Source organism: Treponema sp. OMZ 906 (assembly GCF_024181185.1).
GTDB lineage: Bacteria > Spirochaetota > Spirochaetia > Treponematales > Treponemataceae > Treponema.
Window position 1 is genome coordinate 90,607 of sequence record NZ_CP051196.1, and the last position, 13,285, is coordinate 103,891.

The 13,285-nt window shown below is 46.1% G+C and carries 9 protein-coding genes; 2 read left to right on the plus strand and 7 right to left on the minus strand.

Translation table 11 applies throughout. The features are described 5' to 3' along the window. Nucleotides 1-85 precede the first annotated feature (85 nt). Nucleotides 86-1,651: a phosphohexomutase domain-containing protein gene (locus tag E4N69_RS00405; protein WP_253824121.1), complete on the minus strand. Its 1,566-nt coding sequence runs from the start codon at nucleotides 1,649-1,651 to the stop codon at nucleotides 86-88. Nucleotides 1,652-1,806: 155 nt separating this feature from the next. On the opposite strand from E4N69_RS00405, the gene E4N69_RS00410 reads away from it, so the two are divergent. Then, on the plus strand, nucleotides 1,807-2,781 hold the full coding sequence (locus E4N69_RS00410; protein ID WP_253824122.1) for a M23 family metallopeptidase: 975 nt from the start codon (nucleotides 1,807-1,809) through the stop codon (nucleotides 2,779-2,781). Between the two features lie 202 nt (nucleotides 2,782-2,983). Here E4N69_RS00410 and E4N69_RS00415 read toward each other — a convergent pair whose 3' ends face one another. The 6 genes from E4N69_RS00415 to E4N69_RS00440 all read right to left on the minus strand — a co-directional run bounded on the left by E4N69_RS00415 (nucleotide 2,984) and on the right by E4N69_RS00440 (nucleotide 9,821). Beyond that, nucleotides 2,984-4,327 carry an MATE family efflux transporter gene (locus E4N69_RS00415; protein WP_253824123.1) on the minus strand — a complete coding sequence of 448 codons (1,344 nt, stop codon included), beginning with the start codon at nucleotides 4,325-4,327 and terminating at the stop codon, nucleotides 2,984-2,986. Nucleotides 4,328-4,349: 22 nt separating this feature from the next. Continuing rightward, the gene (locus E4N69_RS00420; protein ID WP_253824124.1) at nucleotides 4,350-6,275 is read right to left on the minus strand and encodes a serine hydrolase domain-containing protein; all 1,926 of its coding nucleotides are present in this window, start codon (nucleotides 6,273-6,275) and stop codon (nucleotides 4,350-4,352) included. Further along, nucleotides 6,268-6,948, minus strand: coding sequence for an L-2-amino-thiazoline-4-carboxylic acid hydrolase (locus E4N69_RS00425; RefSeq protein WP_253824125.1), 681 nt, complete (start codon nucleotides 6,946-6,948; stop codon nucleotides 6,268-6,270). The genes E4N69_RS00420 and E4N69_RS00425 overlap by 8 nt, the downstream gene beginning before the upstream one ends. A gap of 104 nt (nucleotides 6,949-7,052) precedes the next feature. Continuing rightward, nucleotides 7,053-8,528, minus strand: coding sequence for an ABC transporter ATP-binding protein (locus E4N69_RS00430; protein ID WP_253824126.1), 1,476 nt, complete (start codon nucleotides 8,526-8,528; stop codon nucleotides 7,053-7,055). Then, nucleotides 8,525-9,223 (minus strand): energy-coupling factor transporter transmembrane component T, encoded by a 699-nt coding sequence (locus E4N69_RS00435; RefSeq protein WP_162661981.1) that lies wholly within the window; start codon nucleotides 9,221-9,223, stop codon nucleotides 8,525-8,527. The genes E4N69_RS00430 and E4N69_RS00435 overlap by 4 nt, the downstream gene beginning before the upstream one ends. Nucleotides 9,224-9,227: 4 nt before the next feature. Continuing rightward, nucleotides 9,228-9,821, minus strand: coding sequence for an MptD family putative ECF transporter S component (locus tag E4N69_RS00440; protein WP_253824127.1), 594 nt, complete (start codon nucleotides 9,819-9,821; stop codon nucleotides 9,228-9,230). A gap of 323 nt (nucleotides 9,822-10,144) precedes the next feature. Here E4N69_RS00440 and E4N69_RS00445 point away from each other — a divergent pair, with 323 nt between their 5' ends. Further along, nucleotides 10,145-13,210 carry an Eco57I restriction-modification methylase domain-containing protein gene (locus E4N69_RS00445; protein ID WP_253824128.1) on the plus strand — a complete coding sequence of 1,022 codons (3,066 nt, stop codon included), beginning with the start codon at nucleotides 10,145-10,147 and terminating at the stop codon, nucleotides 13,208-13,210. Nucleotides 13,211-13,285: the final 75 nt, after the last annotated feature.

Here is a 13,285-nt window from a genome sequence, read left to right on the forward strand (position 1 = left end):
TAGTTCGAAATTGCTATGGATACCATCATGGTTGACGCATCTACCGTTTCGTTTCCCTGTGCATTTATCCTTCGCTGTCCTTTACTTACTCCAGGGCGCTTATATCAAGCCGGTCAAAACCTTCCAGCAAGGTGCGGGCGATAGCTTTCAACTTTGCAAGATCACCTTTTCGGCTGCTTTCGATGTTCAGCGGCATAACGGGGTCGTGCAAGGATAAGCGGAGTAGCATCCAGCCCTGTGCTTCTGTGCTTTTAAACGAAATACGCACCCCTTCATACGATTGCGGCAGTTCAAAGCCTGCTTTTTCGGCGCGCTCTTTAAATGCTTGCAGGATTGACATGCCGTATTCTTTAAAATCTTCGCCGCGTATCTTAAAACGCAATTCCGTTTCTTCTACCATCGGCGGGAACTTTCCAATTAGGCTTTCGATACTTTTTCCTTCGTGCTTTGCGTTCGCAAGCGCCGTTACCAGCTTTACCGCAAGGAAAGCGCCGTCATCGAGGTAGTAATTGTCTTTCAGCGCGCCGTGTCCGGACGTTTCCATCGCCAGCGGACTGATAATCCCCTGCTCATTCAATTCGCGGCATTTGTTGATTACGTTTTTGTAGCCGCGCATATACCGCAAATGGGTAAGCCCCAGCTCCTGCTCAAGGAAGAAGGTGAGCCGATCGGAAGCTACCGAATCGGTAACGATGGTGCTGTGCGGATAGTTGGGTGCAAGGATTGCTGCCGTCATTGCGATAATTGCATCGCGGTTGACCTCCGTTCCGTCGGACAGCACTGCCGACATACGGTCAACATCCGTGTCGAAAATCAGGCCCAAATCGGAATGGCTTTGCACGGTAGCGGTTTTTGCCGCTTCCATCGCCGCCTTGTTTTCGGGATTGGGGATATGATTGGGGAATGTGCCGTCCGGCTCAAGGAAGCGGCTGCCGCTTGTATCGGCGCCAAGCTCTTTTAATACCTGCTCTGCAAAAAAGCCGCCCGCACCGTTTCCGGCATCGACCGCGATTTTCAAGTTTGCAAGCGGCTTTTCGGCATGGAAGCTCAAGCCTTTCCGGATGGCGTCTTGCAAGTGTTTTGAGTACCGTGCAATTAAATCGAATGACCGGCATTTCGGCACGCTGCTGCCGCCGGTAATCTGTTGTGCGGCGGTATCAGGCGGAATGGCATTACTGTGCTGCGCTGTAGCATCATGCTGTGCGGCGGCACTGCGTAAAATTTCCGTGATATCGGCGCGTTCAAGCCCGCCGGATTTATCGAAGAACTTGAACCCGTTACGGTTGAAGGGGAGGTGGCTTGCGGTAATCATAATTGAGCCGTCAAAGTTTGTTTCTTCAAACACGGTACCCATAAACATTGCCGGTGTGGTAGCAAGCGAGCAGCGCACGATAGTAACCCGCTGCGCCGCAAGTCCTTCGACGAGTGCATTTTCAAGCGCTTCGCCGGAAAGCCGGGAATCCCGCCCGATACCGATTACCAGTGTATCCGTGCTGCGTCCTGTTTTTGCGGAAAGCCAGAGCGCAAACGCTGCGCCGATGTTCCGGCAGACTTCGGTCGTTAAATTTACGTGTTCGCCGTCAACACCTTCCAGCGCAACGCCGCGGATATCGCTACCGTTTTGCAGCTTCAAAAAATCATGTTCGTTCATAGTGCTTTTATTATAGCAAAAAAGTGCGTGTGGGGTAGAGGGGAAAGCGCGGCTTTTAGTCGGGGAGAGCCCCCTCGCAAAATGATGATCTGATGATATATCTTGCTTGATATATAAAACTGCGGTACCATTAGGGAATGAGCAGGAATATAAACATGAACAAAAGATTTTTTTATTGGTTTATTATCAGCATTGCTGTTGCGGCACAGTTATTTGCAGTTGAGACGGTGCGTTTTCAGGAGCAGACTTACAGCGGTTCTGTAACGTACAACGAAAAGGCTCAGCCGGGAGACGCGGTGTTCGTGCGTCTTTCGATGAAGGTGCCCGAAACAACGTCTGATAAGACTTCACAAAAGCCTATCGCCGTTTTGCAGCTCTTTAAGGGAAAAGAGCGGGCAGCTTCCACGCAGTTTTTCTTTACAAATCCCCAAAATCGCAGCGCGGAAACGGCTGAGATGCTTGCGGGTATTCCGCTTTCGACATGGCTTTCCGGTGAGGAGACGTATTCACTTAAAGTGATTATTTCAACAGGGGATGCACAGAAAAAAGAAATAACGCTGCCATTCAGTATTCAGAAAAAACAATTTGTTTCCGAGCGTATTGTGCTCGATGCAAGAAATACAGGAATTAGGAAGGATGTGAGTCCTGAACGTCGTGCACAAAGCGAAAAACTCAATAAAATTCTTGAAACGGTAACACCGCAGGATGTGTATACATTGAAGCCCTTTACAATACCGGTAGATTCAAAACGGATAACGTCCGGTTTTGGGGATCGCCGTGTCTTTGAATACACTGACAAAAAGACAAGCACTTCGCTGCATTATGGAATAGATTATGGTGTACCGACAGGGACTCCCGTTCATTCCTGTGCCGAGGGAAAGGTTGTGCTGGCGGAGAACCGTATTTCTACCGGCTGGAGCGTTGTGGTAGAACATTTACCCGGACTTTACAGTCTCTATTACCACATGGATTCACTGAACGTGCAAGAAGGTCAATATGTCAAACAAGGGGAAAAGCTTGGCCTTTCAGGTGCAACGGGACTTGCAACCGGTCCGCATCTGCACTGGGAAGTGCGGCTGAATATGGGGGCTGTAAATCCCGAATTTTTTTTGAAAGAGTTTGCGTTTTGACTTTGATGTCTTCCGATACATCATCAGAAAATCTTTATACATTTTTATCCGTATAAGTATTTTATATCTCCGTCTCGAATAAGCTCGGCTGATAGTGCTTATACGTTTTACTTTCGACGGCGTCGCTGGTGCTGATGAGTTTTTTAATCCGAATGCTGCAAAGTTCTGTGCAAAGAATTTGGTAAAATTGCTCCATTCCGGATCAAATCCTTTCCAGTACTTTGTATTCCTTTATAAGCAAAACGAGCGAAAATACCAAAATGACGATGTCGTTTAAGGGGAGCGCCACCCACACGCCGACGACGTTTCCGCCCAGCAATACGGGAACTAAAAGCACTAAGGGAACGACGAGTGCAAGCTGTCTGAACACGACAAGTAAGCCCGCCTGCTTTGCTTTTCCCAACGATTGCAAATACGTGAGTGTCATAATAAGAAGACCGTAGGTGGGAAAAACGGCGAACATAAGACGGAAGTTCGTTATTCCTTTAGCAACGATGTCCGCTTGTGTAATAAATGCCGACAAAATCCCGCGCGCAAAACATTCTATAACGAGCCAAAATACAAGCGACAAACACGTAGAGCCTGCGATAAAAACGTTTGTCAGTTTTTTTACGCGGTCATAATTTTTTGCCCCGTAGTTCGTTCCGACGGCAGGCTGCAAACCTTGACTCATGCCCCACACGGGCACAAAGGCAAGCTGCATAACGCGCAAAGCGGCTCCCATTAAAGCGATTTGATCGGCGCCGCCGTATTTAACCGCCGTATTGTACACGACCGTCATTTGAATGAGCATCATCACTTGCATGAGCATGGCGCTTACACCGACGGCAAAAGTTTCTCCGGTGAGCTTTTTTTCAAGGCGGAGGGCGTGAAATTTAACGACCGGACTTTTGCGCAAAAAGTACCACAGGGTAACGGCGGCTTGCAGCAGTTGCGACACAACCGTAGCGATTGCAACCGCTTGCGGTCCGAATCCGGGCAGCAAGATGATAAAAACCGGATCGAGTATGATATTCAAAATGGCACCGCCTGCCATAATGCCCATAGCAATTCCCATACGTCCTTCGGCACGCAGCACCATATTGGCGCCTTGCATAAAATTGACAAACACGGAACCGATATACACCGTACGTAAATACGAAACGCCCATATCGAGGACGGCACCTTGCGCTCCGGACAAACGCAAAAATACGGGGGCAAGCGGAATGCCGGCTACCATAACACAGGCGGACATTAAAAGTACTAAAACGCTTAAGTTACCCATAATTTTATCAACCGTTTGCCAATCTTTAGCGCCGATTGCACGCGACAGTATGGAACCCGATCCGATACCGAGCAACACCGCAATGCCGTTGTTAATCAGCACAAAGGGAGACGCTGCAGAAACCGCGCTCATCGCATCCGTTCCCACCATTTGCCCGACATAAATCGAATCGACAAAGGCATATAAGCCGACTACAAACTGTCCCAAAATTGCCGGAAGACTTAACTTAATCATTAAACTCCACGGATTTTTGTTTAATAATTCTTCCCTTACCTCACTCATACATACCCCTTATATATAAAAATTACACGGCATGAAAAAAGCCTAAACAAATCGACGAGTACAGCTGCACCGCACAGACGGCGGAAAACATCACTGCCGCAGCGAAACGCTTTTTATAAAACAAGTACACACAGCTGCATATCATGCACAGTGCGCATGCGGCATTTATCGCAACTATAAGATTCATCTGAACCGAATCTATCGTATAAATTGCAAACCAATTGCGCATTCCCGCAATTATGCTCACATCCGCAATTAAGCCGCATGCGGTGCATAGAACTTTTGGCAGCCGGTCGAAGCCGGCACGTATAGTAGGTGCGGATTTAATCGTCTGGCGCAGCGAGCGAATGTCCGACACTGCAAGGGCTATACCGGATCCAAGCCAAAATACAAAGGCTAGTACAAAAGTTGTTACACACGACAGCAAAAAGCCGGTGGTATACATTCCTTTTGCCGGAACATAATCGTGCGCAAGAAAAAAAGTCATGGAAAGGACATCTCCGTTTTCGGTTTTAAAAGCAGCGTATTGTTCTTCTGGCAGCGCTTCTTTGCAATAAAAGCGGTTGTTTCCGATTGACCGATACGCGAGGCTTTTACCGTCGCTTCTTTTTTTCAGTACAATACCGTCCGTATTTTGTTGTATGGAAATCATTTGCATATAACCGTTCAGTTTTCCCGCGTGAGTCCATACGGAACGCGCCGGAAAATATTCGCCCGAAAACCGTGCAAAGTCCGCCGTATCGGCACCGGCAGCGGCAGCGGCATTTGTGCCGGCATTTCCATTTGTATTTGCGCTCGTTTCCTTGCCGGCTTGCGTCCGATCGCTTTGAATAAGTTCATTCATAAGACTGCGGCAAAAATCGGATTCCATAACATTCGTTGCAATGAGGATTGCGCGCTCCCGCTCCGGCTGAACCCACAGCTGGGTTTGAAAACCGTAAGTTCCGCCCTCGTGTCCGAATATGCCGTTGTTTTTCGTATACTCCCAAAATCCGTGCGCAAGCCCCGAAGCGGCTCCGAAAGAACGGTATGTTTCGCCGAACAGCTTGTCCTTCGTCGCAGGATCCGAAAACAAAAGCGAAGGCTCGCCGCTTTTTTTTGCTAATTCGGATGCGTATTTTATGAGCGCGTTCGGCGTTCCGTTTAATGAACCTGCGGGGTACAGCCGCAAGCGCATAAAATCTTCTTTGCGAAATCCCTTTTTCGCATACGAATAGCCGTTTATCTTTTTTTTGAGCGTTTCGGCGCTCCACTGTGGTTTCAGCTCCGCGTCTTGAATGCCGAGCGGCGCAAAGATGTGTTCGGAAACGTACTCGTCAAAACTTTGTCCGCTTACCCGTTCTACGATAAAACCCGCAAGTGCCGCGCCCCAGTTTGAGTACGCCGATACGCTTCCCGGCTCAAACACTTGCGCCGGCTGATGTGCGGACAATATGTCGGCGAGCGGCTTTACCGGCTGTTCGTTCAAATAACGAAAATCGATTAAATATTCTTCAAAACCTGCCGTATGGTTCATTAAGTCGAGTATGGTAATGGACGCATCGTATCGTATGTTGCGCAAAAAGTTCTCGGGAAGATAGCGCCGTATGTCCGCGTTAAGGTCAAGCAAGCCTTTTTCTTCAAGTTGCAGTGCGCTTACCCATACGAGCGTTTTGGTAATGGAACCCCACTCAAAAAAATCGGTATCGGGCCGTATGCGCTGTTGTGTGTCGAGGTTTGCGTATCCGTAGCATTTTGAAAAAACGGCAGTACCGTGTTCGGCGATAATAATGCATGCTCCCGGAACGCTCTTTCCAACATAGGATGCAGCTACGCCGTCGACGATGCTTTCGTATCCGCTTTTTACCGGTTGTACATCTTGCGCGGCGGCACAGAGGCAAAGAAAAAATACTGCTGCACGACATAAACGGCGGAAAACATCACTAAGCGACCGTAACGTTTTATACATGATTTCCCGCCTTTTTGCCCTTGTCTTTGCCGCGTTTGTTTTCGATGTGTGCATTTTTGGTACGTTCATTGTAAAAAACAAAATCGCAAATATCATCGCCGTTGCCGATAGTGCGCGTGCGCGCCCAGCGTATTGTCGGAATGCTTCCGTATACGACATCGTCGCTTTCGCAAAAAATCGCGGTCAGTTCGCTTACTTTGTGCTGCGTAAAAATATCGGCATAAAAGCAGCGACTGCAATCCCATTTGAGCGCGCGGCGGTCGTTTTGTTTCCATGTAAAATCCCAGCCGCTCGGACCGAAAGTCGTTTTTAACGATAGGGGAGTCATAAGACGCATAAGCGAAAACCCGAACGGCAGTGTACCGATTTTTTGAAACGCTCTTTTTTGTTTTTCCGAATCCGACAGCACGGAAGCGCGCACGGCTTCAAACGCTTGCTCTTTTGTTTTTCCGGCTGCAAGGAGCATTTTGTATGCGGCGACGGCAGGCAGTATTGATTTTTTTAAGTGGCGCGCCAGCATTGCGTTTGCAAAAGATTGTTCGCTTAAAAGGTGTTTATATTCGCTTTCCATACGCAGTACAAGCGCTGCGTTTTTCTCCGCCGATTTGTTCGACAGCGTATCAACCAGACTTTTCATCTGCGTTCCGTACAGCAATAATTTTTGTTTTTGCATTTTCGCTCCTTGTCCGCTTTTATTCGTGCGGAGGGTTTAATACCCGCCGTCCTCGGCAACGCTCTGCGTCGTAACAAAGGGTATTAAAGCCGACTGCAACCACCTTATGAGAACATACAATGCGAAATGTTGAGCATTGTACCCCGACGCTTGCGTCGGGGTTGTTGATTGATATAATCAATATTCATCACGCGCGTGCAGGCTGTTTCTATGAGTTCATAATCGTGGGTAATAACGATTACTAATTTATTTTGCCGTGCAAGTTCTTTAAGCAAACGGGCAACTTGGTGCATACTGTGTAAATCCAAACCGCTGGTAGGCTCGTCAAAAACAAGTAATTGTTTGCCGCAAATCATACTGACCGCCACCGCAAGCCGTTGGCGCTGTCCGCCTGATAAAGCAAGCGGGTGTCTGCCTTTGTATTCATTTAACCCCATAGCGCGCAGTGCATGTTCTATTTGTGCTGCATTCGCTTCTTTGATTCCGAGCGAGCATTCGGCTTGTACACTGTCGGTAAAAAGTTGATGTCCGACATCCTGCATAACCATATACGAAATATTCTTTCGCTCCCGGTTGTTCAAACGGTGAGCGTTTAACCTTACCGTACCGCAAGATTTTTGAAGTCCGCACAGCACTCGTGCCAGCGTCGTTTTTCCCGACCCGTTTTTACCGGTAATTGCAAGGATTTCTCCTGCACGAACTTCAAACGAAACACCGTTAAGGATTGTGTGTTTTCCGATTTGTACCGACAGGTTTTCCGCTGTTAAAACGGTTGAACCGTTCGTTCCGTCAGCCATTTCGCAACGCATATCACACTTTTGGCTGGATTCTGGTACAATGCATGTGCGTGTCCGCAAACCGAACTCGCTGTACGGCTTCTCTGCAAGATCGTTAAATTCGCGTGCGCTCAAATCTTTTTCAATCCTGCCGTTTTTCATAAAAAGCACCCTGTCGATAATATCCGTTACATACCACAGCCGGTGCTCGGATACGATAACCGTCAATCCCCCATTTTTTGCTTTTTTTAAAAGACGCGCCAACTCCAGTATGGAGTGATAATCCAAATTGGATGACGGCTCGTCCAACACCAGTACTTTCGGAAAAGCGGCATACGCAGATGCAAAAGCGATTTTTTGTTTTTCGCCGCCGGACAGTTCAAAAATGTTTTTACAGCGCAAGCGCTGCAAATTTAACTCGGCGGTTACGGCTTCCAAGCGTTCCAAAATGTCGTTTACAGGCATTCCTCGATTTTCCATGCCGAATACGATTTCGCTGTCGGTGTCCGCATTAAAAAACTGCGTGCGCGGATTTTGGAACACCGATCCGACCGTATCCGATATATCCGCTATGGGTGTGGCGGACGTTTCCCTGCCGGCAACGCGGATGCTTCCCGAAAGATTGCCTGAAAAAAAATGCGGTATAAGTCCGTTTATAAGCCTTGTTATTGTCGTTTTGCCGCATCCGCTTGCACCGCACACAAGGACGAATTGTCCTTCCGGTATTGCAAACGAAATATCGTGCACGGCGCCTGTTCCGTTTTCGGTATATGAAAATGAAACCGAATTGAATTCCACCATCATACCGGCAGTACCCCATTTGAGCGTAAAAACAACAGCACAATACCGGCATAAACCGCCAGCACAAGCACATCGAAAACGGAAAATCGCACGGTTTCGATACACGTTCTGCGCTGCACGTGATCGATACCCCTCGTGACAGCAGCTTGTGTAATTTCATCGGAAATTTTTGAAGCAGAAACCAACATCGGTACGTAAATGTATTCCATCGTCTTTATCGGTCGGCGCAGTACGGCCGGAAAAGACGTCGACAATCCGCGAAGTGCCATCGCTTCTTTTATAAACGTCCACTCTTCCTTCATCGTCGGAAAGTATCTGAGCGTAATGCTCAAGGCAACGGCAAAACCTTTGGGAATATGCATTTTATACAGAGCCGCCATAAAGCGGCTTACCTGCGTTGTTGCAATCAAAAAATTTCCAAGCATAAGGCAGGGAATGAGTTTTCTGATGTATACCGAAAACACATAGACAATACTTCCCGCCGTCGCCGGCATAAGCGGCACCAACATGTACTGCAGCGCAACAAGAGCACTGAACAAAAGTCCGTAGGAAAATGCAATTTTCAGCCGTTTTGCCGTACACAGCAAAACAAACGGAAAAACCGCAAACAAACATTCAATGAACAGATTGTCGTTCAAAAATACCGTTATGCCGGTAATCGCCAAAATAAACAATTTTGTTCTCGGATCGAGTTTCATACAACTACACAATACCCGCTTTTTCAAAATGCTTGCGCAAAATGCGTTTGCCGATTAAACCGCCGAGGATGGCGCACAGCAGTGTAATTGCAATCATTGCCGGAAGCACCCATACGCTCGTACCGATTGTGTGAATGATTTGCTCAAAGGCGGCAGTGTTTCCCTTTTTTTTCATAAAAGCGTCAAATTGTGCGGGAAGCAGCGCCATGGGAACGTATGCGCCGAAGGGAGCAAGTGCCATTATGCAATATGCGGTAAGATTTTTTTTAAACGACTGAAAATGCCCCGACGCGCAAATACAGTCGGCCGCAATACCGAACAGCACAAAAAAAAGGCTCATCATCCAAAACATACCGGTGATAAAAAGCAAAATGCCGCCGATAACACCGAGGCAGGTTAATGCGCCGCGCTTCGGAATTTTTGCAACATAGAGCATAAAGACGGTACCCGTAAACAGCGCAATACATGCAGGCATTAAAGGAAACGTGAGCGGCGTCATCTGCGCTATGCCGCCGACAACAAAAGCGACAACCGAATAAATCAGCGAAAAAATCCCTATCGAAATAAAGTCTTTTGTTTGTAATTTTTTTTGTTCCATTGCCGCCCCTTTTCCTGTTTTTAGTATTTTATATCACTGATATATATCAGCGGTATATATTAAACGGAAAAGTTTGTCAAGGACGAACGTTTGGAACAATGTTAGATTTTGTTTCCATAATAACGAGACAATTTTGAAATGATTATATCTTCAAAATTTCTTCGACCATCAATAATTGTGTGCACTATTACTTTGTCTTCTGAAATTTCATACATAATTCTATAGTAACCTTGAATTAATTCTCTGTATCGTTTTTACAAACTCGTCCGAGTGTGCTATAATGTACGCTATATTCAAATGCGAAAGCGGAGTAGGGGTAGACGATGTCCATTAAGGCAAAAGACATGACGATGGCGGAACGCAAGGAACGTGTAGCACAGCTGGTAAGTCAATTTAAGGAAAATGAGCCCTTTTATCTTTCCAAGAATTTTGTGGAAAGCGAAGTGCGCAATAAGTTTATCGATCCGCTGCTTGAATGTCTGAAATGGGATGTCAAAAACGAGAAAGGAGCGCGGCATGACCGGCAGGAGGTTATTACCGAAGACCGTGTGGTGATGAACGGGCAGGTGAAGCATCCCGACTATACACTCTGTTACGGCGGCGAGCGGAAGATGTATGTGGAAGCAAAGCAGCCGAGTGTTGACCTTAAAACAAATCCCGAACCGGCGCTGCAGGTGCGGCGGTATGCGTATACCTCAAAGATGCCGATTGCGGTGCTGACGGACTTCCAGGAATTGGCGATTTACGATACGCGGATTAAGCCGTCCGAAAAAGACACTGCCGCTACTGCCCGCATTGAGTATCTGACTTACGATCAGCTCTCTGAAAATTTTGAATCGCTGTATGATAAAATCAGTTGGGATGCCGTCGATCTTGGTAAGTTCGATACCTATTACGAAGGGACGAAGGATAAGCGGGGGACGGCAACTGTCGATGATGATATTTTGAATATGATCGAAAAATGGCGGATGGTCCTTGCCGAAGATATTGCGCTGCATAATGACGAAATCGATGCATTCAATTTGACGGGCGCTGTGCAGAAAATTATCGACCGGCTGCTCTTCTTACGGATTTGTGAAGATAAAGAAATTGAAGAAGGAAATCAGCTTAAAAAAATCGCGGAGCAAAAAACGGCTATTTATAAAAATGTGCAGCGGCTTTTTGAAAATGCGAATGCTAAATTCAATGCAGGGTTGTTTGCTTCCGACCAATGGCTTGACGAACTTGCCGTTGCGGATAAAACGCTTATCAGTATTATCAATGCGCTCTATTATCCTGAATGTCAGTATGAGTTCAGTGTGCTGCCAGTTGAAATACTCGGTTCCATTTATGAACGCTTTTTGGGAAAGATTATCCGCTTTACGCGCAAAACGAAGAACGGGCACAGCATAGAAATTCTTGAAAAGCCGGAAGTACAAAAAGCTGGGGGTGTGTATTATACGCCGCCTTATATCGTTAAATACATCGTTGAAAACACAATCGGTAAAAAGCTTGCAGGCAGAACGCCTGATGAGGTAAGCCGTTTGCGTTTTGTTGATCCTGCATGCGGTTCGGGGAGTTTTCTTGTCGGGGCGTATCAGTATTTGCTGGACTGGCACTTGGATTGGTATTATGCGGAAGCGCGGCGTGCGCAGGCAGAGAAGAAGGGGCTTATTTACAAGGATGCAGCAACGCAAGGGTATAAGCTGAGCATTGAAGAGAAAAAACGTATTTTACTAAACAATATCTACGGTGTGGATATCGACGCACAGGCGGTGGAGGTAACAAAGCTTTCGCTCTTTTTGAAGCTCTTGGAAAATGAGGGCAAGGCGCTTTCCGCAACGGGACAGGCTGCACTGTTCAGAACGAGCGACATACAGGCAAAAATTTTACCGAATATGTCGCACAATATTAAATGCGGGAACAGCCTTATCGGAACAGATTACTACACGGGCAAGGATTTAACACTGTTCGGCATCGAGGAACAACGCAAGGTGAACGCCTTTGACTGGGATGCTCAGTTCCCGGGCATATTTGCAGACGGCGGTTTTGATTGCGTGATTGGGAATCCGCCGTATGTAAAAGAATATACCGATACAGGCTGCTTTGAAGGTTTACATAATCATCCTTGCTATCAAGGAAAAATGGATTTGTGGTATTTTTTCGGATATCAAGCGATTCGGTTTACAAAAGAAAACGGATTAGTCGGATTTATCGCACCGAATAATTGGATAACAAATGCGGGGGCTTCTTTGTTTAGGGATTTTGTATTGGATAATGCAAAGATAGTAACGTATACGGACTTCGGCAATTACAAGGTATTTGAAACCGCCTCAATTCAAACAATGATATACATTATGCAAAAAACGAAAATGAATGAGTGTTATTCGGTTGAATATTCGCGGCTTAATAATGCCCACGCCGAACTGTCTGAAGTGATTGATTTTTTAGCGGGGAACGGAGAAGAAAATATAACCCGGTTTGAAGCAGAAATTGTAAAAAATGTCTGTAAAGATACATATATTCTCTTTTTGAATAAGAAAAATTCTGTCATTCTTAATCATATAAAAAGAAACAGTAATGCAGGGCTTACAGAAGGCGAAATTGCACAAGGGATTGTAGCGCCCCAAGATTTTTGTAATAGAGCATCAGCTCTAACATTAGGTGATGAAAATCTGCAAGGTACAGGTATATTCAATCTTTCGATGGATGAATATAATGCACTCAATTTATCGTCCGAAGAAAAGGAATTGGTAAAACCTTTTTACACTTCGACGGAGTTGCATAAATATTACGGCAATGCAAATAATAAACTATGGGTGATATATACAACGTCAAAGTTTAAAAATAAAAGCGAAATGAAGGCATATCCAAATCTCAAAGCGCATCTTGACAAATTTATCCAAGTGATTACATCTGATAATAAACCGTATGGGTTGCACCGTGCGCGGGATGAGAAATTTTTCAGAGGAGAAAAGATCGTTTCATTACGGAAAACAGCGGAACCGTGCTTTACCTACACTGATTTTGATTGCTATGTTTCACAGAGTTATAATGTTATTAAAACCGAACGGTTCAATCTTAAATTCTTAACCGCCATATTAAATTCCAATGTGATTAAGTTCTGGCTGCGCTATAAGGGAAAAATGCAAGGGGATAACTTTCAGGTAGATAAAGAACCCCTGCTTGAGTTACCCTTGATTGTCCCAACAGAATCGGAGCAGGCACATTTAAGTGTGTTGGCTGACCAGATGATTACTGCACAGGAACAGCTGAACAGTGCAATATCCGATTCTGATAAGAAATTCTTACAACAGCGGGTTGATATTTTGGATAAGCAGATAAATACTGTTGTATATGGGCTGTATGGGTTGGCGGCTGATGACGTGAAGGTTGTGGAGGGGGAGTAGGTGATTACTAAAATTTTAATTTAACATGGTAGCATATTTTATAGAGGATAAAATAATCTGTGCCTATACAATAAC